Annotated in this window: 22 protein-coding genes; 11 read left to right on the top strand and 11 right to left on the bottom strand. The window is 67.0% G+C overall.

Annotated features, from left to right (window positions below; genetic code table 11):
* The first annotated feature begins 144 nt into the window (after positions 1–144).
* The 4 genes from JS528_RS10530 to nagA all read left to right on the top strand — a co-directional run bounded on the left by JS528_RS10530 (position 145) and on the right by nagA (position 4964).
* Positions 145–1233 carry a phosphotransferase enzyme family protein gene (locus JS528_RS10530; protein WP_214359000.1) on the top strand — a complete coding sequence of 363 codons (1089 nt, stop codon included), beginning with the start codon at positions 145–147 and terminating at the stop codon, positions 1231–1233.
* Positions 1230–2630 (top strand): galactose-1-phosphate uridylyltransferase, encoded by a 1401-nt coding sequence (locus JS528_RS10525; protein ID WP_214358999.1) that lies wholly within the window; start codon positions 1230–1232, stop codon positions 2628–2630. Before JS528_RS10530 ends, JS528_RS10525 begins: the two co-directional genes overlap by 4 nt.
* Positions 2631–2687: 57 nt before the next feature.
* Positions 2688–3500: a glucosamine-6-phosphate deaminase gene (gene nagB, locus JS528_RS10520; RefSeq protein WP_214358998.1), complete on the top strand. Its 813-nt coding sequence runs from the start codon at positions 2688–2690 to the stop codon at positions 3498–3500.
* 81 nt (positions 3501–3581) lie between these two features.
* The gene (gene nagA / locus JS528_RS10515; protein WP_420838215.1) at positions 3582–4964 is read left to right on the top strand and encodes an N-acetylglucosamine-6-phosphate deacetylase; all 1383 of its coding nucleotides are present in this window, start codon (positions 3582–3584) and stop codon (positions 4962–4964) included.
* Between the two features lie 103 nt (positions 4965–5067).
* Here nagA and JS528_RS10510 read toward each other — a convergent pair whose 3' ends face one another.
* Entirely contained in the window at positions 5068–6063 is a 996-nt protein-coding gene (locus JS528_RS10510; protein WP_214358996.1) for an AEC family transporter, read from the bottom strand.
* A 144-nt stretch (positions 6064–6207) separates the two neighbouring features.
* Entirely contained in the window at positions 6208–7767 is a 1560-nt protein-coding gene (locus JS528_RS10505) for a glycoside hydrolase family 30 protein (protein ID WP_214358995.1), read from the bottom strand.
* Positions 7768–8050: 283 nt separating this feature from the next.
* Between JS528_RS10505 and JS528_RS10500 the strand changes: the two genes are divergently transcribed.
* Positions 8051–9274 carry a substrate-binding domain-containing protein gene (locus tag JS528_RS10500; RefSeq protein ID WP_214358994.1) on the top strand — a complete coding sequence of 408 codons (1224 nt, stop codon included), beginning with the start codon at positions 8051–8053 and terminating at the stop codon, positions 9272–9274.
* 53 nt (positions 9275–9327) lie between these two features.
* Here the strand turns inward: JS528_RS10500 and JS528_RS10495 are convergent, their stop codons facing one another.
* Together JS528_RS10495 and JS528_RS10490 are read right to left on the bottom strand one after the other, a co-directional pair.
* Positions 9328–10314, bottom strand: a complete 987-nt coding sequence (locus JS528_RS10495; RefSeq protein WP_214358993.1) for a hypothetical protein — start codon at positions 10312–10314, stop codon at positions 9328–9330.
* A gap of 46 nt (positions 10315–10360) precedes the next feature.
* Positions 10361–11020, bottom strand: coding sequence for a histidine phosphatase family protein (locus tag JS528_RS10490; RefSeq protein WP_214358992.1), 660 nt, complete (start codon positions 11018–11020; stop codon positions 10361–10363).
* A gap of 208 nt (positions 11021–11228) precedes the next feature.
* Here JS528_RS10490 and JS528_RS10485 point away from each other — a divergent pair, with 208 nt between their 5' ends.
* Positions 11229–12683 carry an MFS transporter gene (locus JS528_RS10485; protein WP_214358991.1) on the top strand — a complete coding sequence of 485 codons (1455 nt, stop codon included), beginning with the start codon at positions 11229–11231 and terminating at the stop codon, positions 12681–12683.
* A 171-nt stretch (positions 12684–12854) separates the two neighbouring features.
* Here JS528_RS10485 and JS528_RS10480 read toward each other — a convergent pair whose 3' ends face one another.
* On the bottom strand, positions 12855–13391 hold the full coding sequence (locus JS528_RS10480) for a GtrA family protein (protein WP_214358990.1): 537 nt from the start codon (positions 13389–13391) through the stop codon (positions 12855–12857).
* A 182-nt stretch (positions 13392–13573) separates the two neighbouring features.
* Between JS528_RS10480 and JS528_RS10475 the strand changes: the two genes are divergently transcribed.
* Positions 13574–13921, top strand: coding sequence for a phenylpyruvate tautomerase MIF-related protein (locus JS528_RS10475; RefSeq protein WP_214358989.1), 348 nt, complete (start codon positions 13574–13576; stop codon positions 13919–13921).
* A gap of 122 nt (positions 13922–14043) precedes the next feature.
* On the opposite strand, the gene JS528_RS10470 is transcribed toward JS528_RS10475, so the two are convergent.
* From JS528_RS10470 to ptsP, 5 genes are all read right to left on the bottom strand, one after another.
* A complete protein-coding gene (locus tag JS528_RS10470; RefSeq protein ID WP_214358988.1) occupies positions 14044–15561 on the bottom strand; it encodes a formate--tetrahydrofolate ligase in 1518 nt (505 codons plus the stop codon).
* Positions 15562–15715: 154 nt separating this feature from the next.
* A complete protein-coding gene (locus JS528_RS10465) occupies positions 15716–17317 on the bottom strand; it encodes a C69 family dipeptidase (RefSeq protein ID WP_214358987.1) in 1602 nt (533 codons plus the stop codon).
* A 67-nt stretch (positions 17318–17384) separates the two neighbouring features.
* On the bottom strand, positions 17385–17939 hold the full coding sequence (locus tag JS528_RS10460; protein WP_214358986.1) for a YbhB/YbcL family Raf kinase inhibitor-like protein: 555 nt from the start codon (positions 17937–17939) through the stop codon (positions 17385–17387).
* 134 nt (positions 17940–18073) lie between these two features.
* Positions 18074–18295: a UTRA domain-containing protein gene (locus JS528_RS10455; protein ID WP_214358985.1), complete on the bottom strand. Its 222-nt coding sequence runs from the start codon at positions 18293–18295 to the stop codon at positions 18074–18076.
* Positions 18296–18535: 240 nt separating this feature from the next.
* The gene (ptsP, locus tag JS528_RS10450; protein WP_214358984.1) at positions 18536–20191 is read right to left on the bottom strand and encodes a phosphoenolpyruvate--protein phosphotransferase; all 1656 of its coding nucleotides are present in this window, start codon (positions 20189–20191) and stop codon (positions 18536–18538) included.
* A 269-nt stretch (positions 20192–20460) separates the two neighbouring features.
* On the opposite strand from ptsP, the gene JS528_RS10445 reads away from it, so the two are divergent.
* Positions 20461–20727: an HPr family phosphocarrier protein gene (locus JS528_RS10445; protein WP_214358983.1), complete on the top strand. Its 267-nt coding sequence runs from the start codon at positions 20461–20463 to the stop codon at positions 20725–20727.
* 187 nt (positions 20728–20914) lie between these two features.
* Entirely contained in the window at positions 20915–21925 is a 1011-nt protein-coding gene (locus tag JS528_RS10440; protein WP_214358982.1) for a LacI family DNA-binding transcriptional regulator, read from the top strand.
* A 134-nt stretch (positions 21926–22059) separates the two neighbouring features.
* Here the strand turns inward: JS528_RS10440 and treR are convergent, their stop codons facing one another.
* On the bottom strand, positions 22060–22791 hold the full coding sequence (gene treR, locus JS528_RS10435) for a trehalose operon repressor (RefSeq protein WP_214358981.1): 732 nt from the start codon (positions 22789–22791) through the stop codon (positions 22060–22062).
* A gap of 331 nt (positions 22792–23122) precedes the next feature.
* Here treR and treP point away from each other — a divergent pair, with 331 nt between their 5' ends.
* Both treP and treC read left to right on the top strand, forming a co-directional pair.
* A complete protein-coding gene (gene treP, locus JS528_RS10430; RefSeq protein ID WP_214358980.1) occupies positions 23123–25159 on the top strand; it encodes a PTS system trehalose-specific EIIBC component in 2037 nt (678 codons plus the stop codon).
* Between the two features lie 24 nt (positions 25160–25183).
* Positions 25184–26863, top strand: coding sequence for an alpha,alpha-phosphotrehalase (gene treC, locus JS528_RS10425; RefSeq protein WP_214358979.1), 1680 nt, complete (start codon positions 25184–25186; stop codon positions 26861–26863).
* Positions 26864–26970 lie beyond the last annotated feature (107 nt).

The following is a 26970-nucleotide window of genomic DNA, read 5'->3' as shown; positions in this document are numbered from 1 at the left end:
CGCCATTAATGTAAAGATAGTTTGCATTAATGGCGTCGTCGGATTACGATGATGGAGACGGCATACGGAGCGGCCGACGATGTGCAACGACGTCCACCGGCGACCGCAACCGACGCCCCCGTTCAACGACGAAGGAAGGGCACCATGGCACCCACCGCAAGCGAGCTCGGCGCGATCGCGGCGTTGTTCGACCTCGAGGGCGAGGTCGAACGCATAGAACCGTACGGCGACGGGCACATCAACGCGACGTACCTCATCACGACCACCATGCGCCGCTACATCCTGCAGCGCATGAACACGAACGTCTTCCCGGACACCCCGAACCTGATGCGCAACATCGAGCTGGTCACCGCGTTCCTGCGAGCCAAGGGCCAGGAGACGCTCGACGTCATCCCCCTCAAGACCGGCGCATCGTACGCCTCGCTGCCGGACGACGGCGGCGAATGGCGCACGTACGCGTTCATCGAGGGCACGACCAGCTACAGCCTCGTGCCGAACGCGGCCGTCTTCCGCGAGTCCGGCGCGGCGTTCGGCGCGTTCCAGAACCAGCTCGCCGACTTCGACGCCTCGCAGCTGACCGAGCCGATCGCGCACTTCCACGACACCCCGCACCGCTTCGGCGACTTCAAGGCCGCGCTCGAGGACGACGTGATGGGCCGCGCCGCGACCTGCCGGCCGGAGATCGACTTCTTCCTCGACCACGCCGACCAGTACGCGGTGATCATGGAGGGCCTGGCCGACGGCTCGATCCCGCTGAGGGTCACGCACAACGACACCAAGCTCAACAACATCCTGATGGACGCCGAGACCGGCAGGGCGCGCGCGATCATCGACCTCGACACGATCATGCCCGGATCGATGCTCTTCGACTTCGGCGACTCGATCCGCTTCGGCGCCTCCACCGCGCTCGAGGACGAGAAGGACCTCGACAAGGTGCACTTCAGCACCGAGTACTTCCGCGCGTACGCCGAGGGGTTCATCGGCGAGGTGCGCGACAGCGTCTCGCCGCGTGAGGCCGAGCTGTTCGCGTTCGCCGGCAACATGATGACGATGGAGTGCGGTATGCGCTTCCTCGCCGACTATCTCGCCGGCGACGTCTACTTCGCGACCAAGTATCCCGAGCACAACCTCGTGCGCGCCCGCACGCAGATCAAGCTGGTGCGGGAGATGGAGAAGAAGGCCGACGAGATCCGCGCGATCGTCGACGAGGTGATGGCCGGAGGCGCGCGATGAGCGCCACGACGGCCGCAGCCGCCGACGACGCGTTCGCGCGCATCGACGCCCTCATCGACTACGCGGTCGAGCATCTCGACCTCGATCCGCGCGACGCCGACTGGACCCGCAACCGTCTGCTCGCCCTCGGCGAGGAGGGACTGGATGACGAGGACGAGGTCATGGGACTGCTCTCCCAGCGTCCCTCCCGCATCGAGGACCGGTTCGCGGCGATCGAGCGCGGCGACGGAGGCATGGCCGCGATGCGCTGGTTCTACGACTACTGCGTCGCGAACACGTACGTGAAGAAGTCGAAGCTCGACGCCAACCCCCGCTTCGACTCGCACGGTCTGACCGTCACCATCAACCTCGCCAAGCCCGAGTTCAAGAACATGCGCAGGGCCGCGGCCGGCAACGCGACGGCGGGCGGCTATCCGAAGTGCACGATCTGCCACGAGAACGAGGGCTTCGCGGGCCGCGACAAGCGCACGCTCAGGACGATCCCGGTCTCCCTCGGCGGCGAGCGCTGGTTCTGGCAGTTCTCCCCGTACGGCTACTTCCGCGAGCACGGCATCTGCGTGAACCGCGAGCACACGCCGATGCACGTGGACCGCGACACGTTCGGCCATCTGCTCGACTTCGTCGACCGGTTCCCCGGCTACTTCCTCGGCTGCAACGCCGCGCTGCCGCGCATCGGCGGCTCGGTGCTCGCCCACGACCACTACCAGGGCGGCGGCGAGGCGCTGCCGATGTTCCATGCCCCGGCGTGGGCCGTGCTGAGCACGCCCGCCGGTCTGCCGGACGCGACCGTCGAGATCCTCGATTGGCCGGGCACGGCCGTGCGCGTGGTCTCGCGCTCGCGCGACGCGATCGTCGAGGTGTCCGACGCGATCCGCCGCGCATGGATCAACCACGACGACGAGGCGCACGGCATCACGAGCCGCGCCCCCGCGACCGGCGAGCGCCAGTCGGCCCTCTCCCCCAGCGTGATCGTCACCGACCGCGGCTACGAGATGCACCTGATCTTCCGCAACAACGCGGTCAGCGAGCGCTACCCGGAGGGCGTGTTCCACGCGCACCCCGAGTACTGGCCGATCAAGCAGGAGCCGATCGGTCTGATCGAGGCGCAGGGACTGTTCATCCTGCCCGGCCGCCTGATCGACCAGCTGGGCCGCATCGAGGCGGCGCTGGCCGCGGGAGGCCCGCTGCCGGAGTCGGAGCGCGAGTTCGAGCTGCAGTGGACCGAACTGGTCGCGAAGCTCAACGGCAACCGCGATCCGGAGATCATCCATGCGGCCGTGCGCGACGAGCTCGGCTCCGTGTGCCACCGCATCCTCGGCAACACCGCCGTGTTCAAGGACCGACGGCTCACCCTCGACTTCCTTGGGGCCATCGGCTTCAACGGATCCCCGATGTAGGGGAAAAACACACCACACGACAACACCCACAACCCACCAACCCGAAAGGAAACCATCATGGCCGAAGTCATCATCGTCAAGAACGAGGAGGAGGCCGGCGAGATCTACGGCCGCTGCGTGGCGGACCTCATCAAGGCCAAGCCGGACGCGGTGCTGGGCCTGGCGACCGGCTCCAGCCCGCTGGCCGCCTACCAGGCGCTCGCCAAGATCGTCAAGGACGAGGACATCGACGTGAGCCAGGTGCGCGGCTTCGCGCTCGATGAGTACCTCGGTCTGCCGCTGACCCACCCGGAGTCCTACCACTCCACCATCCACCGCACGGTCGTCGAACCGCTCGGCCTCGACCCGGAGAAGGTCCACGTGCCCGGCGACGTGCTCGACGGCGCGCCTCTTGAGGACGGCGACAAGATCGCCGCCGCCGGCCCCGCCTATGATGCGGCGATCGAGGCCGCGGGTGGCATCGACGTGCAGATCCTCGGCATCGGCACCGACGGCCACATCGGCTTCAACGAGCCCGGCTCGTCGCTGGCGTCCGGCACGCGCGTGAAGACCCTGGCCGAGCAGACCCGCATCGACAACGCGCGCTTCTTCGACGACGACATCAACCAGGTGCCGACCCACTGCATCACGCAGGGCATCGGCACGGTGCTCAAGGCCCGCCACCTCGTGCTGCTCGCGTTCGGCGCGGGCAAGGCCGAGGCCATCGAGGAGACCGTCGAGGGCGGCGTGAGCGCGTTCTGCCCGGCCTCCGCGCTGCAGCTGCACCCGCACGCCACGATCATCATCGACGAGGAGGCCGCGTCGCGTCTGCGCCACAAGGACTACTACCGCTACGCCTTCGCCCACAAGCCGGCGTGGCAGGGCATCTGAGGCCTAATCTGTAATCCGATACCGATCGGGCTCCCCTCGGCCGGCGTCCGCCGGCAGATCCCCTCGGGGAGGGGAGCCCGCATGGTGCGAAAGGAGCATGTCATGGCAGAGGACAGAGACGCGATCGTCGCGCGGGTGACGGCGGCGTTGGAGGGCGAGGCCCGTCCGGTCGCGATCCGCGGGGCCCGCAAGGTCGACGCGGGCGGCGTGCGCGACAACTTCTGGGTGGTCTCCGACGCGCGCGGCGTGATCGTCGCGTCCGGCACGACCGCCGCGAACGGCGCGGGCGAGGAGGCATTCGAGCATGCGTGCCGCACGGTCGGCATCGACCCGGCCACGACGTCGGCCGCCATCCCGTCCGGCGGCCCGATCGACGCGCACGGCGGGGTGATCGACGCGGACGGACGGATCCTCACGCCCGGCTACGTGGACATCCACTCGCACGGCGCGTGGGAGAGGAGCTTCGACGACGGCCCGGACGGCATCGACGTGGCGCGCGCCGGTCACGCGGTCCACGGCACCACCCGTCAGGTGCTCTCGCTGATCACCAACCCGATGGACGTGATCTGCCGCAACATCCGCACCGTACGCGAGAAGATGGCCTCCGGCCGTCCCGACATCCTCGGCTGCCATCTGGAGGGCCCGTTCCTCGCGCTCAAGCGCAAGGGCGCGCACGATCCGAACTGCCTCAAGGATCCGACGTCGGATCTCGTCGACGAGATGCTCGAGGCGTCCGGCGCGGGCATCGGTTCGGGCCGTCACGGCGGTTCCGGCGCGCTCGGCTGCATCCGCCAGATCACGATCGCGCCCGAGTACGAACACGGCATCGGCGCCATCAAGCGGTTCGCCGCCGCCGGCGTGGTGCCGGCCGTGGGCCACTGCGACGCCGACTACGAGACCGCCAAGGCCGGCTTCGACGCGGGCGCGGGCATCATGACGCACATGTTCAACGCGATGAACGGTCTGCATCACCGCGAGCCGGGCCCGATCCCGGCGGCCGTGGAGGATCCGCGCGTCACGATCGAGCTCATCAACGACGGCTTCCACGTGCAGGATCCGATGGTGCGGCTCGGATTCGGGCTCGCGCCGCATCGCATCGCGTTCGTCACCGACGCGATGGCCGCGACCGGCTGCCCGGACGGCGCGTACAAGCTCGGCGAGCTCGACGTGAACGTCGTCGACGGGCACGCCCGGCTCGTGTCCAACGGCGCGATCGCCGGCTCCACGCTGACGCTCGAGGTCGCGATCCAGCGCGCCGTGCTGGAGCTCGGCTTCACACCGGCGGACGCGGTCGAGGCCGCGACGCTGACCCCGGCCCGCGCGTTCGGCTTCGACCATCCGAACCCGGTCACCGGGGCGCCGCTGGGTCTGGTCACCGCCGGCTACGCCGCCGACTTCAACCTGCTCGATCCGGCCTCCTGGGCCGTCGAGCACGTCTGGTGCGCCGGCCGCAACCTCAAGTAAGGTCTCCTCGGCGCGAATGTTTTGCGTTGGTTGCGCAACCAACGCAAAACATTCGCGCCGAGGAAGCGCAACACCAGTGGCTGCGGCACCACTGCGACCACCGCTACAGCAGGGCGTTGGCGACGGCCATCGCGGCCACGCCGCCGAAGCCCATCACGGTCAGGCAGAAGCCGGAGAGCCTCGCGTTGCCGAGGACCTTGTCGGTGAAGATCGCCGAGAAGATGCCGGCGGGCGCGAAGCAGATGAACACGACGGCCTTGCGGGTCATGGCGTCGAACGGCAGCAGATGCCATGCGGCGAAGGCGAACAGCAGACCGAAGGCGAATCGGCAGGCGACGATCAGCAGCGCGTCCGTCACGTCGCGGCGCGAGCCGGGCAGATCCATCATCATGCCGATCATCAGCATCGAGACGACGGTGTTGCCATCGGCGATCGGCGAAAGGAAGTCGGCGACCGGCATCGGCGGCTTGACGCCGGCGACCATGAGGATCGTCATGACCATGTAGACGTCGAACGGCACGGACGTGAGGAAGTTGCGTGCGATGGTGCGCGCGAACGCACGCCGCGCCAGCCGGCGCGCGTCGCGGTCGGTGGGCGGTGCGTCGTGCGGCACGACCGTCACGGACGGATCGGGGCCGATCTGCGAGGCGAGCGGGCGCGACGAGTCGATGTGGAGCAGCGCGGCGGTGGTCACGTAGTTGCCGGCGGACATCATGATGGAGTTGCCGACGTCGAACATGATGGCCGGCAGCGCCGCGGCCGGGCCGATGAAGGTCGTCAGGATCGGCAGCGTGAAGTTGCCGACGTTGAAGCCGGCGCCGTTGAGCATGAGGAACGCGCGTTGGGCGACCGGCATGCGCCGCGAGACGACGAACATCGTGACCAGCGGGATCGTCGCGCACGCGAAGGCGAACACGGAGATCCACAGCAGGCCCAGATCGTGCCGTCCGGTGGCGAACGACGAGACGATGGCGGCGGGCAGGGTGATGTTGAGCACCACCTTCTGCAGGACCTTGTGCTCCCCCGCGCCGAACAGTCCCACGCGCTTCAACGCGTATCCGACGAGGACGATGGTCAGTATCTTCGCGACGGCCAGCATGGCGGCTCCTTGCCTTGGATTCGTACGGCGGCATCGTCAATCATCAAACACAAGGGCGACTCCCGAACGGGAGCCGCCCTTGTGCGCGCAAACATATCAGAAAGAACAGGGAGGGGAGAGCGTCAGACGACGCTCAGGCGAGGATCACTCGTCGACGCCCCAGACGCGGACCTTGCCCGGAGCCACGTCGCCGAGCAGGTGGGTCGGCGCCGGGTTGAGCTCGAACTTGCCGTCCTCCGGAACGGTGGACTCGTTGAGCGGGCCGTTGCCCTTGTGGACGGTCACGGTGCCCCAGGCCGGGACGGTGACCTTCTGCCAGTGGGCGCCCTCGCCGTTGATGGTGAAGGCGGCCTCCAAGGGCTTGCCGGTCGGGTTGTAGATGTGGGCGGCCACGTCGCCGTTCGGGGCGAGGAAGGCCACGGAGCCCAGACCGCCGGACCAGCCGTCGGGGGTGTAGTTGGAGGAGCGGACGACCACGGAGCCGGGCTCGACGTCCTGGCCGAAGGCGCGCAGCATGAAGTACTCGAGGTTGCGGATGACCTCGCCGGTCTCGTGCTGGATGGTCACGACGCCGCGGCGGCCGGTGGCGCCGACCTGGTTCGGCAGGCCGCGCTCGTCGAGCGCGAGGTTCCACAGGGCGATGAAGGACTCGCCGGTGCGCACCAGCCAGTTGCCGATGATGCCGGACATGATGTGGGCGGCGTCCTCCGGGGTCTCCTCGATCATGCAGCGGCGCTCGGTCATGCCGAACATCCAGTGGCTGTAGGAGCGGTTGGCGTTGAAGACGTTGGTGTACGGGCCCTCGTAGGTGTGGAAGGTCAGACCATCGACGGCGGCGGCCTCGTCCGGGGTGACGATGTCGCGGACCTTCCACTGCAGGTTGTGCATGGAGTCGTCGTTGATGAAGATGCGCATCTCCGGGTAGGTGTCGTTGAACGCCGGGCGCAGGAAGTTGGCGGCGAACTCGGCCTGCTGCTTGAGGGTCCACATCATGGCCGGCCACTTCGGGGCGTTGGACGGCTCGTTCTGGACGGTGACGCCCCAGATCGGGATGCCGATCTTCTCCATCTCCTGGACGTACTTGACGAAGTAGCGGGCGTAGGTGCCCTCGAAGGAGTCGTGCATCGGGTCGAAGCCGTTGCCGGTCCACTCGTTGAAGCGCAGGTGGCCGCCCTGGCACAGGTGGCCCGTGTTCTTCATCCACGCCGGGGCGGACCACGGGGAGGCGATGATCTTGATGGACGGGTTGATCTTCAGGATCTCGAGCAGCACCGGGATGATGTGCTTGAAGTCCTTGGTCGCGTCCGGGGCGCCCGGCTCGCCGGTGCCGAGGGAGAACTTGGTGAGCAGGTTGTCGTGCTCGCCGAAGGGCAGATCGTCATAGGTGTAGTACGGCTGCGCGGCCGGCTCGCAGGAGCCCAGCGGGATGCGGATGACGGAGAAGCCGCCCTTGTCCGGGTTGAAGCAGTCGTCGAGGAACTCGTGGCGCTGCTCGGCGTCCATCGAGTTCCAGATCAGGGAGGCGGCCGCGTCGGTGATGGCGGCGCCGGCGCCCAGCCACGGCTGCTTGCGGTCGGCCAGATCGACGACGATCTTGGCGGCATCGCCCGGATCGGAGACGACCTCGGGGGCGGCCAGGGTCTCGCGGCGCTGCGTGAGATCGCCGGAGGTGACGGTCCAGAATTCGTTGCTGTACTTGCTCATTGCTGTCCTTAGGTGTGTGTGCCTGTACATCCTTACGGGCCCCGGTACGTCTCCGTGCCGTTCCCGTGAACGATTCACACTATAGCACTTTCAATCAGTTTTAATCAAGTCCAATCAAGCATGTTCAGCGTGTCGCCGTCGGAACGGCGACGCAAAGTGCCGTTTTCACACGGTTTTCGCAGGGTGTCCCTACAATAAGAGCAGTAATGATCACAAATGCGCACTGCGATGCGCACGGCCGTGATCACTGGCAAGGAAGTGAAAGACAGTAACCATGGCGGATATGACGAACGCGGCACCGGGCGCGACGACGCCCGACACGACCGGAACCGGCACCGGCACCAACGCGCAGACCAACGACGGCAAGCGCGACTACCTGCCGGCCGAACGGCAGAACATGATCCTCAACCTGCTCACGCGCCAGAGCGTGGCCACCGTGGCCGAGCTCGCCACGCTGCTCAACACCACGGAGATCACCGTGCGCCGCGATCTGACCGCGCTGAGCAACGCCGGTCTCATCAAGCGCGTGCGCGGCGGCGCGATGTCCGTCGGCGACGCGGCCGAGAAGGGCGCCGCGGTGCCCGCCATCGCCAACACGTCGTTCTCCGAGCGCACCCCGGCCGGCGCCATCGCCATCAAGCCGGCCACCCGCACCGTCGAGCTCGGCCTCGACCAGCCGGCGATCGGCGTGATGCTGCCCGAGCCGAGCTTCTTCTGGCCGGGGGTCATCGAGCACATGCGCACGTACGCCTCGCGTCTCGGCCTGCGCATCGTCACGCGCGAGACCGCGTACGACATCGACGCGCACGAGGACGAGATCCTCGACGACCTCGCCTCCGATCCGACCGTCTGCGGCGTCATCGCCGCGCCCAGCTCACACCCGGCGTACGGCCGCAAGGCGTGGAGATGGATCGAACGGTCCGATACGCCCGTCGTCGTCATCGAACGCGATCTGCCGATGCTCGGCGAATGCTTCGTCGACTCCGTGCGCACCAATCATCCGTACGGCGTACGCAAGGCCGCCGCGCACTTCATCAAGCACGGCCACAAGCTCATCGGCGCCGCGTTCAACGATTCGCCGACCTCCTCGATGATCCAGGAGGGATGGCGCGACGTCGTCGACTCGACCGACGCCTTCTCCTGCCCGTTCATCTTCGACGGCATCCAGCCGTATGACACGAAGGGCGTCAACGCGATCGTCGACAAGATCATCATGTCCGGGGTCACGGCGATGCTCGTCCACTCCGACTATCTGGCGATCGCCATCGCGCAGGCGCTCGAACGCCGCGGGCACCGCGTGCCGGAGGACCTGTCGATGATCTCGATCGACGGCTTCGCGACGCCGAGCTCCCGCCCGCTCACGGTGCTGCGCTCCTCCGACAAGGACCTCGCCGAGGTCGCACTCAGCACGCTGCTCTACCGCATCCAGAACCCGGACGCCGCGACCCGCCACACGCTCGTCGACCCGAACCTCATCGACCGCGGCTCCGTCGTCGACGTGCGATAAAGGCGTCGACGGCTCCCCTCCATGGGAGAGCCGTCGACGGAATCGGACTCTGCCTACAGTTCGACGGTTTCCTTGCCCGGATCGTCCTTGATGTGCGCGAACTTGGCGGCCAAGGCCTCCTTGTTGCGCTTCTCGTCCTCCTCCTTGGCCTTCTTCTTGGCCGCGGCCGGATCCCACAGCACGTCCTCGCGGTGCTTGGCCCATTCGGCCGCCGCGAGCGGGGCGATGTAGTCCGCGACGGCGTCGATGGTCGTCCCCTCGGACGCGCCGGCCGGATCCGCGGCCTTCGCGCGCACGTCGAGCAGCCCGCGGATCCGGTCGTCGGTCAGGCAGATGCGCGGCACCGCGATCTGCTCGCGCAGTTCGTTGACCGCCAGCAGCACCGGCAGCACCGCGCGTACGGCGGCCTCGTCGGCACCCGACGACACCGCGCCGATCAGCGCGTCGCACACCGTCAACGCCACGGCGAACCGGCGGGCCGTCGCCTCGACCAGCGCGTCGGACGGCCGGAAATCGTCGTCGGCCGGGTCCGCGCCATCGACCTCGTTCGCCCCGTCGCCGGACGGCACCACGTACTCCCCCGCGTCGAACGCGCCGGCGTCCACGGCGGCCTCGACGGCATCCAGCGTCTCGTGCACGGCCACGGACGCGGCATCGGACCAGTCGGAGCCCAACGATTCGGCGGCCTCGTCCACCAGCGAGGCGTCGCCGGACTCGGCGTACCCGGCCATCGTGTCGTAGGCGTCGTTGGCGGCGAGCAGCGCATCGACGATCGACTGCGGACGGCCCGGGATCGTGTCGGCGCCCTCGTAGACGAACTCGGCGTCGGGGACCGTGACGTCCTCACCGGTGATGACACGCGCGAACGCGCGGGTGACGCGCACCTGCAGGTTCTCCGCATACTTCGCGTCGTTGTCCATCCTCATGGCCTCGGTCAGCGGCCACAGTGCGATCAGCCGCGCGCCCGACTCGGCGGCCTCGCGCACCGCCGGCAGCGCGGCCACGCGCGCCACGTCGTCATCGTTCAGTTCGAAGGTCATTCCACAGCTCCTTTGCGTCGTATCACCACCCGATTCTAGTGGGCGCTCACTCGATGCCGGCGGCGGGATCGACATACGTGATGGACATCACACGGCCGGTGTCGCTGTCGAACGTGATCGACGTGATGGAGGCGAGCGCCGTATGGCGCAGGAACATCCAATGCTCGGCGTGACCGGTCTCGAGCAGGTGGCGGAACGACCAGATCGGCGACTCGTGGCTCACGACGATGATCTGCTCGCCGGCGTGCTGCCGGATCTTCTCGCGTGCGAACGCGCCGACGCGCTCGGCGATGTGCGCGTACGACTCGCCCCAGCTGGGCTTCCACAGGTTGCGCACGAGCCTCCAGTTGCCGTTCTTCCACAGCGCGCCCTCGCCGTGGCCGATGCGCTTGCCCCTGAACTCGTTGCCGGCCTCGATGACGCGTTCGTCGGTGACGAGCTCGAGCGGCGCCTCGCCGCGCTCCTCGCGCACCGGGTTCAGCGCGTCGAGGATCGCGCCGGCGGTCTCGCGCGTGCGGTCGAGCGGCGAGGAGTAGACCGCCGATACCGTGTTCATCTGCGGACTCGAGGCGATGTACTCGGCCGTGGCCTCGGCCATGCGCCGGCCCACGTCGGACAGGTGGAAGTCGGGCAGGCGCTCGTAGAGCAGATGGTCGGGGTTGTACACCTTGCCGTGACGGACGAAATGGATGGTGGTGGCAGTCATCGCCGGCCCTCCTTATGGTCTCGGATACTCCGTCCAATCTACCGCGTGTCGTCGAACGCTCTCGCGTAGAGTTGCGGCCGACGCAATCGTGCGACGCACCCTTTGCGCGACCAAGAAGGACAACACATCATTCGATGAGGGCTTCGTCGCCCAACGCCAAGGACGACGAGGGACATCCAATCGGGAGCGGAAAGGAGCAGGTGCTGTCATGTCCGAACGCAACAACACGAACACGAACCGTACGGGGGTGGCCGCCGCCATCAGGGACGTCGGCGGCAAGGTGTTCGGCGGCTACGCGGAGCTGCTGCGCATCCCGCACACCGCCCGCTACTCGATCGGCGGAGTCATCGCCTGCATGCCGTTCCCGATGGTGGGCATGACCATCACGATCTCCGTGCAGCACTACTACGGCAACTACTCGCTGGCCGGACTGCTCACCGCCATCCAGGCGATCGCGCTGGCCGTCACCACGCCGCTGCTCGGCAAGCTCACCGACAAGTTCGGCCAGCGTCAGGTCTCGATCCCGACGATCATCGTATGGATCGTCGCCGCGATCGCGCTGACCACGTCGATCACGAACCGCGCGCCCGAATGGGTGCTGTACTGCCTGACGCCGTTCCTCGCCGCGATCCCGCCGTGGGGCGCGATGAGCCGCGCCCGCTGGACCCGTCTGCTCAAGGGCGACCGCGAGCGCACGAACCGTGCGCTGAGCCTGTGCGGCGTGCTCGACGAGTGCATGTGGGTGGTTGGCAACCCCCTGGCCTCGACGCTCGCCGTGATCTCGGGTCTGCTCGCGTTCTCGTTCACCGGCGTGTGCGTGGTGGTCGGCGCGCTGATGTTCCTCACGGAGCTGACGACCGAGCCGCCGTCGCAGACCGATCTGGCGCGCGCCGACGGCATCACGCGCCGGGAGTACCGAGAGCGCGAGGCCGCGAAGGCCGAGGCGCTCAAGGCGGAGACCGCGGCCGAGGAGACGCGCCGTCGGCTGCGGAGCGAGGGCGTGACGGACGAGGCGGTCGTCACGCGCGAGATCGAACGCGCGGTGGCCGACGCCCGATCGGGCAAGAAGGCGTCGATCTGGGGTCCGGGCCTGATCGCCGTGTGCGTGACGTGGTTCGGTCTGGGCGCGTTCCAGTCGGCCGCGGGCATCTCGATCATCGCATTCGCGACCGAGGCGAACATGAAGCAGTACACCGGCTTCGTGTTCGCGTGCTTCTCGTTCAGCTCGCTCATCGGCGCGCTCGTCTACGGCGCGAAGAACTGGACGATTCCGCTGTGGAAGCGCTTCTACTTCTGTCTGGCGGTGGTGAACCTCGGCATCGGGTCGTTCCTGTTCGCCAAGCACCTGTGGGTGATCATGATCATCTACCTGGTGATCGGCGTGTGCCAGGCGCCCACGTGGATCAACGGCAACCAGCTGATGCTGCACCTCGTGCCGCCGTCGCGCCTGACCGAGGGCATGGCATGGATGGGCGCGATGAACTCGATCGGCTCGTCGGCCGGATCAGCGATCGCGGGCCAGTTCATCGACCGGATGGGCTCGCACGGCGGCTTCCTCGTCGTGACCGCGCTGGCACTGACCTCACTGGCGATCGCGCTGATCGGTTTGAGGCAGATCAAGTCCTCCACCGAGCAGCCCACCCTCACGGAGGTGGCGGTCTAGCCCGCCCGGTTCCTCGGCGCGATTCCTTTGCGCAAAACCGCTCTTTTGCACAAAGGATTCGCGCGGAATCCGTTTCGGCGCGGAACTTTTGCGCAAAACACCTCCTCAGCGCAAGGAAATCGCGCCGAGGAGGTGGGCGTCAAGGAAGCGGAGGGGACCGAAACGGGGATGCTACTTCGGCCAGCCCTTGGGGGTGTGCTCGAGCGACCACACGCCGAGCTTGTGGGAGAAGCTGTTCTCCCACTTGGCCTCGAGCTGCTCGGCCGTGAGCCTGTTCTCGGCCGACTTGAGACGGTTCATCGCGTTGGTGTGGGTGTCGTCGAGCAGCCACTTGCGGATGAGGAAGTTCCAGACCATCACGACGGCGGTGGCGATCAGCTTGCCGATGTTCGTACGCAGCAGGTACTCCGCGTGCTGCGTGTTGAACGCGTCGTGGTTCATGCCGTAGGTGGAGATCCAGATGATCGCGTCGTTCATGAACAGACCGATCACGGCGCCCACCACGAAGATGAGGATCTCCATCCAGCGAGCCATGTCCGAACGGTGCTTGAACACGAACTTCATGCTCGCGAGGTAGTTGAAGATCAGGGAGATGATGAAGGAGATGGTGGCGGCCAGCACGTTGTGCATGTGGAACACACCGACCAGGATGTTCAGGATGCCCCAGTCGATGACGAAGGCGACGACACCGACGATGCCGAATTTCATAAGCTGCGCGATCAGTTTTCTCACAGAGGGTAATTCAACACCAGACGCCTGACCGCCGGCTGGTCGTTCCCTGCACCCTCCCCCAATCCTTCCCGAATGATTCCGTCCGACTCCCCCGGTCCGTCTCGCGGAACTAGACTGGGTGCCGTACGTCGTACCGCATTTTCCGTCAAGGAGGAATCATGCCCGTCATTCACACCCATGTCTCCGTCAAGACCACGCCCGAGCAGCGCGAGGCCCTGAAGACCGCGTACGGCAAGGCCATCACCGCCGTGCCGGGCAAGTCCGAGGGCTGGCTGATGTGCCCGTTCGAGGACGAGATGCCGATCTACTTCGGCGGCTCCGACGACCAGCCGGCCGCCTACGTCGAGGTGAACGTGTTCGGCCGTTCCGTGCCGGGCTCCGCATGGGAGAAGCTCACCGAGCAGATCATGGCCGCGCTCAACTCCACGCTGGGCATCCCCGAGGAGCGCACCTACATCCGCTACACCGCCACCACCGACTGGGGCTGGAATGGAGGCAACTTCTAGTTGCCGATCAGGTGATGAATATGGGAAACCCCGCGCATCGAGCGCGGGGTTTCCCATATTGTCCTGCGACGTTCGCGACGCTATCGCTGCTCACTGCTACGAAGAGCCCACTGGGCTCTTCGTCAGACGATCTTCGGCATCGGGGTGGTCAGGGAGGTGGTCAGGTTGACGTGGACCAGTCCGGCGCCGGCGTGGACCTCGACCTTCTTCAGGGTCACGGTGCGCTCGCCCTCCGGGGCGCGGTCGTTGTCGGTCATCGTCGCCGGGGACTTGACCGCGACCAGCGCGAGATCGGCCAGCGAGAAGCCGGCGGACTCGCACAGCTTGACGGCCTCGTCGCGGGAGGCGAGGAAGCCGTCCTTGAGCAGGACGCGCTCGGCCGGCACGCCGTAGGAGTGCTCGGCGACCCACTTCACGTTCTCGATGACGGACATGCCCTTGTGGCTGTGCGGGCGGGCCGGCATCGAGCCGTTCTCGAGCACGTCGACGAACGCGTCGAGCTGCGGGGCGAGCGCCTCGCCGCCGTCGCGGTACAGGTTGCCGATGATCGGATCGCGGAACTCGAGCTTCTTGGCGGTCTCCTTGAGGGACGGGATCTGGTCGTCCTCGCCGTCCCACAGGTTGATGAGCGGGAAGGTCGGGATGTCGAGCTGCTCGAGATGTTCCACGTGGAACGGGTAGCGCCACGCGAGCTCCGGATCGTCGCGCCAGGTGGAGGCGCGGGTCACGACGATCGCGGCGGACGGCCACTGCGCGCCGAACTCGCGGCAGGCGATGTCGAGCCACTTCTGGGCGCCGGCGTCGGTGCCGTAGCCGGCCTCGACGATGACGACGTCGTGCAGCGAGCACGCCATCTCGACGGACACGAGCGTCGGGATGCCGATGGACACGTTGGCGAACGGGCCGCCGTGCACGTAGACCGGGGAACCGTTGACGGTCTCGGTCTTGGCCGGCTGGACCGCGGTGGCGAGCATGTCGGTGATGCGCCACAGGTCGATGAACTCGCCGAAGGTGACGGCCTTGCCGTCCTTGGTGCCGGCGATCATCCTGGACACGCGCTGGCCGATCTCGTCCATCGAACGGGACAGGCACACGATCTGCATGAGCTCGGAGGTCGGGGTGAGCACGACGCGCTCGGCCACGTTGCCCTTGCCGTAGTCCACGGCGATGGAGCGCAGGGAGCGGCTCGGCACCTCGGAGACGCGCGGCACGAGCACGTCGTCGAGCTTGCCCTCGTCGATCGCCTTCTCGGCGAAGGAGACGAGCAGGTTCTGCGCGGCCGCGATGGCGGCCATCTCGCCGCACAGACCCCAGTCGATGAGCTCCGGGTGGGTCAGGGAGGCCTTGCCGCCGCCGGACGCACCGCCCTTGGAACCGGCGGCGGTGATGCCCATGGACGGCTGGCGCAGCACGGCGGCCGCGTCGATGCCGCGCTTGTTGAGCGCGTCGATCAGGGCGATGGTGGTGGTGGTCTTGCCCTCGCCGCGGCTCGCCTTGAGCGGGGTGTCGGCGGTCACGAGGATGACCTTGCCGTGCTTGCGCGGCGCATCCGGGTTGTTCTTGAGGTAGTCGAGGTAGCCGAACGCGTCGATCTTCTCGACCAGGCCGTACTGGCTGGTGAAGTCTGCGATGGTGGTCATGGATTTCAGGCCTTTCTTGGTTCCCGGCGGCCGGATGGGCCGCCGAATCACTCACAGATGTAGATGTATATATGACGTACGTAAACGCGATGCTACGGATGCCGTGGAAGTCGCGGCACCCGGGGCATCGCATGACCCGGCGGAAATGACCGGATCAGAAATCGGACATGTGGAAGCCGTTCTTCATCGCCATCGAGCGCGTGTACAGCACGGAGTCGAGCAGCTTCTCGGTCTCGGTCTTGAGCTGGTCGGCCATCGTCTGGTTGGCGGCGGCGAGGATGGATCGGACCTCCTCGTTGCGCACGGCCTCGATGATGTCGTCCGGCTCCAGCGGCTGCACGTCGCCATCCACGTTGTCGGCCTCGAACTCAGCCTCGGCGGCGGACTCGGCCTCCACCTCGGCGTCGGTCAGACCCAGTCGCGCGACCTGCTCGTCGGTGGCGGCGACGAGGCGATGGCCCATCGCGCCGGTCTTCTGCTGGTAGCGGTCGACCGCGTTGGCGGTGTCGGCGAACGCGCCGTCGCACAGGGCTGCGATCACGCGGTTGGCCCAGTAGAAGTTCTCGGTCGTCACGCGCGTGGTGGTGTCGGCGAGGTAGGCCGGCGTCTCGTTCACGTTCGGGTAGAACGGCACGAGCGTGTTGAACGGGTTGGAGCCGTACGCCATCCACTGGATCGCGCGGTTGGCCTGCGGGCGGTACGGGCGGATCTGCATGACGGCCAGCTGGCTCTGGCGGTTGATGCCGATCGGACGGTACATGTGGCGCGTGCGCTCGTCGCCGAGCCTGCCGTACGGATCGTACGGGGTGCCCTGGTAGTGGCCGGAGAGCACGTACTTGATGTCCTCGATGGTCACCTTGCGCTCGGGCTGGCGGGCCCACGGGATGTCGTTGTTCTCCGGGCCGTGGTCGGCCTCGGGGCCGTCCCACACCTCGTCGTACGGGTTGAGGAAGCGCTGCATCCACCACGCGCGCGGGGTGTTGTACACGTGGTCGGAGTCGGAGTGGGAGCCGAACGCGTCGCGCGGGTTGAACGGGGATGTCGACTCGACGGCGAGGTCGAGGTGGTTCTCCTCGATGAACTCGGCGAGGTCCTCGGAGCACATGTGATCGTTCTGGTCGCCCAGGGCGTCGTCCAGATCGAACTCGTCGATGCCGAGCTGGTTCGGCATGGTCACGTAGGCCTCGTCCGGCACGCGCTTGGCGATCCAGTGATGGCCGCCGACGGTCTCGAGCCACCAGATCTCGTCCGCGTCGGAGAAGGCGACGCCGTTCATCTCGTAGGTGCCGTACTCCTCGAGCAGCGCGCCGAGACGGGCGACGCCCTCGCGCGCGGTCCTCACGTACGGCAGGACGATGGTGAGGAAGTCCTCCTCGCCGATGCCGCCGGGCACCTCGGGCTCGTCGCCCCTGGCCGGGACCAGCTCGACGAACGGGTCGGCGCCGAGCACGCGCTCGTTGGTGGTGAGGGTCTCGGTGGCGCTCATCGCGACGTTCGCCTCGTTGACGCCGGCCTCGCCCCAGATGCCCTCCTTGCGGTCCGCGTTCGGCACGGAGGTGTACTGCATCGGATCGTCCGGCAGGTCGATCTCGACGTGGGAGATGACCGCCTTGTAGCGGCGCGGCTGGTCCTCGGGCTTGATGACGAGGAACTGCTTCGGGTTGAACTCGCCGTTGGCGGAGTCCTCGTTGCGGGCGATGATGGTCGAGCCGTCGTAGCTCGCGTCCTTGCCGACCAGAATCGTGGTGCAGGCCATGGTTGCCTAGTTGTCCTTTCGTTGGGTTGGATATTGCAGTCTGCCGCGGGGATCGCGGAATCGGGCCTCAGGCCCTGCCGGTGACGAACATGCCGCCCTGATCGGGGTGCTCGCCGCACCCGCGCAGCTTGTGCAGCAGCTCGTTCATCCAGAAGCCCTGGTTGAGGCCCGGCAGCGGCTCCTTCGTGGCCCACACGTGCAGGTAGTAGTCGTGGTCCTTGTCCGGCGGCTGCGGGCCGTTGTAGCGCATGATGACCGCCGGATCGTTGTCGCGGCCGAGGAACTTCGAGGCCGAGGAGTTGCGTCCCTGCACCGCCTCGGGGATCATCGACGGCATCTGGCGGGAGAAGTCCGGCGGGATCGACAGCGCGTGCGAGTCGTTGAAGTCGAACATCAGCGCGTCGATCGGCAGGTTCGCGACCGTCCAGTGGATCCACTCGAAGCCGCACACCGGAATCGAATCGGGGTCGGTGAACGTCCAGTGCAGGTACCGGGTCTCCGGGTCCACCTCGTCGATGTAGAAGGGGAAGGAGATGACGGGCACGCCACCCGCGCGGTATTCGGGCGCGGCCGCCTTGGCGAAATCGTCGGGAACGACGGTGAAATCAGCGGAAATCTTCATACACCACAGTGTATCGCGTGCCGCGTTGCCCCGTCATTGCGCCGCCGCGCACCCCGGCAACGACGGAGAAGGGGCACGCCCCGAGCCGAGCCCCAACCGATACGGGACGATTTTCCCGGAAAGCCGGCGATGACCTACCGCATCGAGGCCATCGCGTAGAACTTCGCGTACTTGTTGTGGTACAGGTTCCTCGACGCGTTGAACAGCTTGCCGTTCGTCAGGAACGCGTCGTCCTCGATGCAGATGGCGGGATCGCCCTCCTTGAGCTCGAGCAGACGGGCGGGCTCGGCCTCCAGCCACTCCATATGGATCACCTTGTCCACGAAGCCGAAATTCAGTCCCAGATCGTCGCGCACATAGAAAAATGCCCGGCCCCGGGCGGCGGGGAGTGCTCATTCCCGCCGGCCGGGGCCGGACGACAAGGGTGATCCGGACGAAGGGGAAACCGAATCACGTCTGATGGTTCATCGCGGCTTCGGCGCGCCGTATCGCGAGGCGTACGGAGCGCGGCGCCGGGCCGCGGGATGGAAGACGTGGCGAATCCCCCGGCGAAGGGGGTTCCGGCGGACCCGCCGCGTCAAGTCTGGATGATGGGATCAGTCGCCCCAGGCCGGGGTGTAGAAGTCGCCGTTCAGGGCGGCCTCGGCCTTGGCCTTGGCCTCCTCGAAGGTGACCTCGGCCAGCGCGGCGCGCACGTCGTCGAGGGCCACCGGGGTCATCGACAGCGAGTTGACGCCGATACCGGTGAGGATGACGGCCAGATCCGGATCGGCCGCGGCCTCGCCGCACACGCCGACCGGCATGCCGTACTTGTTGCCGGCGTCCGCGATGAGCTTGATCATGCGCAGCACCGCCGGGTGCCATGCGGTCTGGTAGTTGGAGACGGAACCGAGCGTACGGTCGGCGGCCATCGTGTACTGGGTCAGATCGTTGGTGCCGATGGAGACGAAGTCCGCCACCTGCGCGACCTTGTCGGCCATCACGGCGATGGACGGGACCTCGGCCATGACGCCGACCTTCTTCAGGCCGAAGCTCTTGCCGAGCTTGACGAAGTAGGCGGCCTCATGCTCGTCGGCGACCATCGGGGCCATGACCCACAGGTCGGCGTCGGTCTGAGCGTCGGCGGCGGCGAGGGCCTTGAGCTGGCCCTCGAGGACCTCCTTGTGCACGCGCAGGGTGCGCAGACCACGCAGGCCGAGGGCCGGGTTCGGTTCGTCCTCCGGGGTCAGGAACGGCAGCGGCTTGTCGGCGCCGGCGTCGAGCATGCGGATAACGACCTTCTTGCCCGGGAACTGGGCGAGCAGCTCGGTGTACGCCTTGGTCTGCTCCTCGACGCTCGGCGGCTCGGAGTTGCCGATGAACAGGAACTCGGAACGGAACAGGCCCACGCCCTCCGCGCCGTACTCGATGGCGGTCTTGCCGTCGGCCGGCTTGCCCAGGTTGGCGAGCAGCGGGACGTGGTGTCCGTCCTTGGTGCCGCCGGCCTGGCCGCGCAGCTCCTTGGCGCGGGCGGCCTTCGCCTTGGCGTGCTCGGCCTCCTCGATCTGCTCGTCGGTCGGCTCGGTGACGACCTCGCCCTTGGCGGCGTTGACGATCACGGTCTCGCCGGTCTCGAGATCCTCGGCGCCGGCGGCGGACACGACGGCGACGATGCCGCGGGCACGCGCCAGGATGGCGGTGTGGGAGGTCGGGCCGCCCTGCGAGGTGACGATCGCGAGGGTCTTGTCGAGATCCAGGCTGGAGGTGTCGGCGGGGGACAGATCCTCGGCGACGAGCACGAACGGCTCATCGGAGTCCGGCACGCCCGGGGCGGGCACGCCGCGCAGCTCGGCGATGACGCGCTGGCCGACGTCGTGCAGGTCGGCGGCGCGCTCGGCCTGATAGCCACCGATCATCTTGAACATCTCCTCGACCTGGGCGAAGCCCTCGAGCACGGCGCGCTCACCGGTCTTGCCGCCGTTGACGAGGTTCTGGATGGAGGTGGCCAGCGACGGATCGGAGGCGAACATGGCGATGGCCTCGAGGATCGGGGCGGCCTGCTTGGCGCCCTCGTCGCCGTTCTTCGCCTCTTCGGCGCGGCGGTTCAGCTCGGCGTTGACGGTGGCCAGGGCCTTGGTGACGCGCTCGTTCTCAACGACGGCGCTGATGGATGCGTCACGACGGACGTCGGCGGGCTCCTCCAGCGGCGGCGCCATGCGAATGACCTTGCCGACCGCGACTCCACGTCCGATTCCGCTTCCGGTGATAACCATAATCGAGCACTCCTTTATGTCTTGAACTGTTGGCCGGCGGGACGCGGTTCGTTCCGCGCGGATCACGCCGCGGCCGCACGGTCCCACCGTGCACGCTGTGTAATCCATTTACCGACAGTGACAGTATACACAGAAAAATGATTGCGGCAACACCGGTAATCGATTTCTGCGTGTCGCGGAAAAATGTGCTATAGTTTCTTCCAGCGCGCGGACGTCGTCGTTTGACGGACACGTGCGGCAAGTAAGTCAAGACATAAAGGAGTGCTCCTATGGCAACTGCAACCCGTTCCACCGTGATCAACGACCCCGTCGGCATCCACGCCCGTCCGGCCGCCGAGTTCGCTCAGGCCGTCACCGCCTCCGGCTGCACGGTCACCATTGCCAAGGAGGGCGGCAACGCCGTTCCGGCCGGCTCCATCCTGTCCATCATGGGCCTGGGCATCAAGCAGGGCGACACCGTCAACCTGACCGTCGAGGGCGACAACGCCGAGGCCGTCGCCGACTCCCTGGTCGAGACCCTGACCAAGGCCGAGTGATCAGGCTCTAGCTGATTCTTCGGGCGTCGCAAGCGCATGGCGACGTTCGACCTTCCCTATTCCAACGTATTCGCCGCCCGCGCGCTATTATGCTGTGCCGGGCGGCGAATTCGTATTTCGGCGGTTCATCGCGTTCGCGCCCCGCGCGACCACGTACGACCACATCACATAACGAAAGAGCAGCATCATGGCCAACAGGGCATCGAAGTCCCCAGCCTCCATCGTGGAGGTCGCAACGCTGGCGAACGTCTCCACCGCCACGGTGTCCCGCGTGCTCTCGGGCCGGCGGACCAAGGACGACGACATCGCGCAGCGCGTGCGCAGGGCCGCCGCCGAACTCAACTACTCCGTCAACTACGCCGCCAGCGCGCTGCGCAGCGACGTGACCAACACCATCGGACTGGTCATCCCCGCCGCCTCCGACAACTTCTGCGCCGGGCTCCTCGACGAGCTGGAACCGATCGTCGACAACGACAGCCGCCAGCTTCTGCTCGGCATCGGCGGCACCGAATCCACCCAGCGGGACCGCATCGACGCGCTGTGCTCGCGCAAGGTGGACGGGCTCATCGTCGTCACCTCCGCCGGCGCCGACCTGTCCGACGTGTTCGACAAGTACGCCGCCGACATCCCGATCGTGCAGGTGGGCGGCCGCCAGCGCTCCTTCCGCACCAGCATAGTCTCCATCGACGAGAACACCGCGATGGAGGCGATCATCCGCCACCTCGCCACCCAAGGCGTCAGGTCGGTCGCCTATCTCGCCGGCAAGGAGGTCTCGTTCGAGTCGGCCGAGCTGTTCGCGATGTTCCACACGCAGGTGCGCGCCGCGGGACTCACGACCGACAGCGAGTGGAACCGCTTCGGCGAGCGCACGGTGCGCCGCGGCTTCGACTGCACGATCCGCCTGTTCGGCGAGCGCGGCCACCCTGATGCGATCGTCTGCGCCGACGACACGATCGCGTTCGGCGTGATGATGGCGCTGCACGCGCTCGGCATGAGCGTGCCGGAGGACATCAAGGTCGTCGGCTACAACGATTCGGCCATCGCCTCGGCCGCACTGCCGACGATGACGTCGGTGCGCCCGCCGTACGCGCAGATCGTCTCCGAGGCGCTGCGGCTCATCGAATCCGGACCGGGGCACCCGTCACACGTCTCCCTGCCCCCGCAGCTCGTCATCCGCGTCTCCTCGACGAAGCGATAGATTCCCGTATGCGTCCGGGGAGGGCGCCGATTAACGATGCGCGACACGCTCCAGGCCGCTCGGCCAAGCCTACGGTCACGCATCGTTAATCGGCGCCCTCCCCTCCGTTTCGCACGAATGTTGCGGACCGGCTTTCACACACCCGGGCGATTACGGGTGGCGACGTCCTGGAAGCGGAAGTAGTCGGGGCGGTGGCGCGACTGGGTCCATTCGAACTGGATGCCGCGGTCGTCGTAGGTCTGGCCGGTGATGACGGCGAGGCAGTTGTAGCCCTTGAGATCCAGGTACTTGCGGTCCTGCGCGGCGACCTTCTCGACGGTCATCGTGCGCTTGCTGGTGGTGATGACCAGTCCCAGCTCGCCTTCGAGGTAGTCGTAGACCGAGCGGCGCGCGATCTCGGGCGTCAGTCCCTTCGCGACGTCGGTGCGGAAGTAGTTGTGGTCGAGGATGAGCGGCTCGCCGTCGAGCGAGCGCAGACGCAGGATGTACGTCAGCGGCGTTCCCGGCTCGAAGCCGGTGCGGGCGGCGAGCTTGTCGTCGGCCACGACGTGCTCGAACGCGAGGACCTCGGTCGAGGCGGTCCGGTGATTGCGCTCGGCCGACTCCTTGAACGATTCGATGCCGCCGACCGTGAACGCGGCCTGTTCGACCGGCTGGTAGATGGTGCGTACGCCGCGGCCGTGCATGGACTGCACGTAGCCGTCCGTCACGAGCTGGGCGATCGCGCGGCGCACGGTGTTGCGCGAGCATGCGTAGCGCGCGGACAGCTCGTTTTCGCTGGGCAGCAGCGACTGGTAGGCGTACTCCTCCCGTTCGATCCGCTCCTTCAGGTCGCGGTAGATGTCGTCGTATTTCGCCTTGGGCACGGACTTCCTCCTGATCGTTCCGGCGACTTGTTCAAACGTCTCACCGTATCGTCCCCCGTATTCTAGTCCAGCCGCATGGGCTCGCGGACGCATCGGCGCCGTCGCCCGCCATGCCCGGATTCCGCTCCCGCACGGATATCGGAGCCGCCCGCGCCGCGTCTCCGACGATGTTCGCCGCACAACCCCGCTCATCGACACGCCGGTTGACATGTTTAAACAAGTTTCTTATACTTGTTCAAACAAGTTAACGGAGCGGGCGTACGGAAGCGCCCACCCCTACCGCAACGAAGCACCGCCGGCCCGGCCGGCAAGGAATCGAAGGAGAGACGCCATGGGCAAGTACGAGGGCGACGCGAAGCGCCTGCTCGATCTGGTGGGAGGCACCGGCAACATCAAAGCCGTCACGCACTGCATGACCCGCATGCGGTTCGTGCTCGTCGACCCGAAGCTGGCCGACGAGCCGGCCATCGAGGACCTCGCCTCGGTCAAGGGCATCTTCACCCAGGCCGGCCAGTTCCAGGTCATCATCGGCAACGACGTGGCCGAGTTCTACAAGGACTTCACCGCCGTCTCCGGCATCGAGGGCGTGAGCAAGGACGAGGCCAAGGCGGCCGCCAAGTCCAACCAGAACGTCGCGCAGAAGATCATGGGCACGCTCGGCGAGATCTTCGCCCCGATCATCCCCGCCCTGATCTGCGGCGGTCTGATCCTCGGCTTCCGCAACGTGATCGGCGAGATCAACTTCTTCACCGACTCCGGCGCCTTCGACCTCGCCAACGGCACCAAATCCCTCGCCGACATCTCCCAGTTCTGGACCGGCACCTACAGCTTCCTGTGGCTCATCGGCGAGGCCGTGTTCCACATGCTCCCGGTCGGCATCTGCTGGTCCATCACCCGCAAGATGGGCACCACGCAGATCCTCGGCATCGTGCTGGGCCTGACGCTCGTCTCCCCGCAGCTGCTCAACGGCTTCTCCGTCGCCTCCACGCCCGCCAAGGACATCCCGGTGTGGGACTTCGGCTTCGCGAAGGTGCAGATGATAGGCTACCAGGGTCAGGTCATCGCCGCGATGATGGCCGCGTTCGTGCTCGTCTACCTCGAGCGCTTCTTCCGCAAGCACTGCCCCGAGGTCGTCAGCATGATCGTCGTGCCGCTGTGCTCGCTGCTGCCCGCCGTCGTCATCGCACACACCATCGTCGGCCCGATCGGCTGGAAGATCGGCGACTGGATCGCCTCCGCCGTCTACGCCGGCCTCTTCTCCCCCGTCCGCGTCCTGTTCGCCGCCGTCTTCGGCCTGCTCTACGCGCCCGTCGTCATGACCGGCCTGCACCACATGACCAACGCCATCGACACCCAGCTGGTCACCCAGTACGGCGGCACCGCGCTGTGGCCGATGATCGCGCTGTCCAACATCGCGCAGGGCTCCGCCGTGGTCGGCATGGCCGTGCTGCAGAAGCGCAACGAGCGCGCCCAGCAGGTCAACGTCCCCGCCCTCATCTCCTGCTACCTCGGCGTCACCGAGCCGGCCCTGTTCGGCGTGAACCTCAAGTACCGCTTCCCGCTCATCTGCGGCATGATCGGCTCCGCCTCCGCCGCGATGATCTCCGTCGGACTCGGCGTCGAGGCCACCTCGATCGGCGTCGGCGGCCTGCCGGGCATCCTGTCCATCAAGCCGCAGTTCTGGGGCATCTTCCTGCTCGCGATGCTCACCGCCGTGGTCGTGCCGTTCGTCCTGACCGTCGCCGTGGGCCGCAGGAGGCTCACCGCCATCGACCGCCTCGGCAAGGAGCAGGCCACCGCGCTCGAGGCCGGAACCGCCGCCCCGGCCGGCACCGCGACCGCCATCGCCGTCAAGCCGCAGACCACCGTCGAGGCCGAGTCCAAGACCGAGACCAAGACCGTCCTCGTCGATGACGGCAAGGCCACCGCGATCCTCGACGGCGCGGTGATCCCGCTCGACCAGGTGCCCGACGCGGTCTTCTCGAAGAAGATCATGGGCGACGGCGTGGCCTTCGAGCCCGCCGCAGACACCGTGCTCGCCCCGACCGACGCCACCGTGGCGGTCGTCATGGCCGACACCGGCCACGCCTGCGGCCTCAAACTCGACAACGGCCTCGAACTGCTCATCCACGTCGGCATCGACACCGTCTCGATGGGCGGCGACGGCTTCCGTCTGCACGTCAAGGCCGGCGACACGGTCCGCCGCGGCGACCCGCTGATCACCTTCGACCCGGCCAGAATCAAGGCCGCGGGACACCCGACCACGACGATGCTCATCGTCACCGCCGCAGGCGACGCCAAGGACGTGACCATGCACTCCGGCATGACGGCCGCCGCCGGCGAGACCCCCGTCATCACCTGGAACTGACCCACCGCGAGGAAAGGCACCGCCATGACGTTCACCACAGACTTCCACAAGGCCGTCGTCTACCAGATCTATCCCAAGTCGTTCGCCGACTCGAACGGCGACGGGCTGGGCGACCTCAAGGGCGTGATCGGCAAGCTCGACTACATCGCCGGCCTCGGCGCCGACTACATCTGGTCGACCCCGTTCTTCGTCTCCCCGCAGCACGACAACGGCTACGACGTCGCCGACTACTATGACGTCGATCCCGCGTACGGCACGATGGACGACGTCGACGAGCTCATCGCCGAGGCCGGCAAACGCGGCATCGGGCTCATGTTCGACATGGTCTTCAACCACGTGTCCACCGAGCACGAGTGGTTCCGGAAGGCGATGGCCGGCGACCCGTACTACAAGCGGTTCTTCTTCTTCCGCAAGGGCAAGGGGCCGGGAGTCCCGCCGACGAACTGGGAGAGCAAGTTCGGCGGCCCGGCCTGGCGGTACGTGCCCGAGTTCGACGAGTGGTACCTGCACCTGTTCGACCCCACGCAGGCCGACCTCGACTGGGAGAACCCGGACGTGCGCCACGCCGTGCAGGACATCGTGCGCTTCTGGATGTCCAAGGGCGTGCGCGGCTTCCGCTTCGACGTCATCAACCTGATCAGCAAGGCCGGCTTCGAAGACGATCCGGACGGCGGCGACGGCCGTGCCTTCTACACCGACGGCCCGCGCGTCCACGAATACCTGCGCGAGCTCAACGAGGCGACGTTCGGCACCGATCCGGGCATCATCACCGTCGGCGAGATGTCCTCCACCTCGATGGAGCAGTGCTACCGCTACGCCGGCGCCGACACGCACGAACTGAGCATGGTCTTCAGCTTCCACCATCTCAAGGTCGACTTCATGGGCAACGAGAAGTGGGTGCTGGTCCCGCCGGACTTCGGCAGGCTCAAGCGGATCGTCTTCGACTGGCAGACCAACATGGCCGCGCACGACGCGTGGAACGCCGTGTTCTGGTGCAACCACGACCAGCCGCGCGTGGTCTCGCGCTTCGGCGACGAGGGCCGCTACTGGAAGGAGTCGGCGAAGATGCTCGCCACGGTGATGCACTGCCTGCGCGGCACGCCGTACGTCTACCAGGGCGAGGAGCTCGGCATGACGAACGCCGACTACGACTCGATCGAGCAGTTCCGCGACGTGGAGAGCCTCAACCACTACGAGATCCTCCAGCGCAAGGGCCTCAAGGCCGCGGACGCGCTGCGCATCATCCAGGTGCATTCGCGCGACAACTCCCGCACGCCGATGCAGTGGGACGATTCGAGGTACGCCGGGTTCGAGCCGGCCGACGCGACGGCCGAGCCGTGGCTGGCGGTCAACGCGAACCACGACCGCATCAACGCGGCCGCCGAGCTCGCCGACCCGGATTCGATCTACCACTACTACCGGAAGCTCATCGCCCTGCGCAAGGAACTGGACGTGATCGCGTTCGGAGACGTCGAGCCGATCGCCACGGACGACCCGGACGTGTTCGCCTACCGCCGCCGCTGGCAGGGCCACGAGCTGATCATGGTCGCGAACTTCCACGGCCACGAACGCGAGTGGACCGGCGCCGAGGTCCCGGACGTCTCTGGCTTCGAACGCGTCCTCGGCAACTACGCTAATGGACCGGCGATCGATGGCGGCGTTTGGCAGCTGCGTCCTTACGAGACGTCCGTCTGGTATCGCTGATCTCGGGTCGTTCTGTTTATCCGGTGACCGGTGGGGGATTCGGATTGCGTTACGCGACACGCTCCAGGCCGCTCGGCCAAGCCTACGGTCGGTCACCGCAATCCGAA

Origin of the sequence: Bifidobacterium santillanense (assembly GCF_018555385.1) — a bacterium.
Lineage (GTDB): Bacteria > Actinomycetota > Actinomycetes > Actinomycetales > Bifidobacteriaceae > Bifidobacterium > Bifidobacterium santillanense.
Note: the sequence above shows the minus strand (reverse complement) of the source record. Positions and strands in the feature narration are given on the sequence as shown.

Excerpts from the sequence above, each read along its gene's own strand:
- JS528_RS10530 (WP_214359000.1), top strand. The coding sequence starts at position 145 with ATGGCACCCACCGCAAGCGAGCTCGGCGCGATCGCGGCGTTGTTCGAC.
- JS528_RS10525 (WP_214358999.1), top strand. The coding sequence starts at position 1,230 with ATGAGCGCCACGACGGCCGCAGCCGCCGACGACGCGTTCGCGCGCATC.
- nagB (WP_214358998.1), top strand. The coding sequence starts at position 2,688 with ATGGCCGAAGTCATCATCGTCAAGAACGAGGAGGAGGCCGGCGAGATC.
- nagA (WP_420838215.1), top strand. The coding sequence starts at position 3,582 with ATGGTGCGAAAGGAGCATGTCATGGCAGAGGACAGAGACGCGATCGTC.
- JS528_RS10510 (WP_214358996.1), bottom strand. The coding sequence starts at position 6,063 with ATGCTGGCCGTCGCGAAGATACTGACCATCGTCCTCGTCGGATACGCG.
- JS528_RS10505 (WP_214358995.1), bottom strand. The coding sequence starts at position 7,767 with ATGAGCAAGTACAGCAACGAATTCTGGACCGTCACCTCCGGCGATCTC.
- JS528_RS10500 (WP_214358994.1), top strand. The coding sequence starts at position 8,051 with ATGACGAACGCGGCACCGGGCGCGACGACGCCCGACACGACCGGAACC.
- JS528_RS10495 (WP_214358993.1), bottom strand. The coding sequence starts at position 10,314 with ATGACCTTCGAACTGAACGATGACGACGTGGCGCGCGTGGCCGCGCTG.
- JS528_RS10490 (WP_214358992.1), bottom strand. The coding sequence starts at position 11,020 with ATGACTGCCACCACCATCCATTTCGTCCGTCACGGCAAGGTGTACAAC.
- JS528_RS10485 (WP_214358991.1), top strand. The coding sequence starts at position 11,229 with ATGTCCGAACGCAACAACACGAACACGAACCGTACGGGGGTGGCCGCC.
- JS528_RS10480 (WP_214358990.1), bottom strand. The coding sequence starts at position 13,391 with ATGAAATTCGGCATCGTCGGTGTCGTCGCCTTCGTCATCGACTGGGGC.
- JS528_RS10475 (WP_214358989.1), top strand. The coding sequence starts at position 13,574 with ATGCCCGTCATTCACACCCATGTCTCCGTCAAGACCACGCCCGAGCAG.
- JS528_RS10470 (WP_214358988.1), bottom strand. The coding sequence starts at position 15,561 with ATGACCACCATCGCAGACTTCACCAGCCAGTACGGCCTGGTCGAGAAG.
- JS528_RS10465 (WP_214358987.1), bottom strand. The coding sequence starts at position 17,317 with ATGGCCTGCACCACGATTCTGGTCGGCAAGGACGCGAGCTACGACGGC.
- JS528_RS10460 (WP_214358986.1), bottom strand. The coding sequence starts at position 17,939 with ATGAAGATTTCCGCTGATTTCACCGTCGTTCCCGACGATTTCGCCAAG.
- ptsP (WP_214358984.1), bottom strand. The coding sequence starts at position 20,191 with ATGGTTATCACCGGAAGCGGAATCGGACGTGGAGTCGCGGTCGGCAAG.
- JS528_RS10445 (WP_214358983.1), top strand. The coding sequence starts at position 20,461 with ATGGCAACTGCAACCCGTTCCACCGTGATCAACGACCCCGTCGGCATC.
- JS528_RS10440 (WP_214358982.1), top strand. The coding sequence starts at position 20,915 with ATGGCCAACAGGGCATCGAAGTCCCCAGCCTCCATCGTGGAGGTCGCA.
- treP (WP_214358980.1), top strand. The coding sequence starts at position 23,123 with ATGGGCAAGTACGAGGGCGACGCGAAGCGCCTGCTCGATCTGGTGGGA.
- treC (WP_214358979.1), top strand. The coding sequence starts at position 25,184 with ATGACGTTCACCACAGACTTCCACAAGGCCGTCGTCTACCAGATCTAT.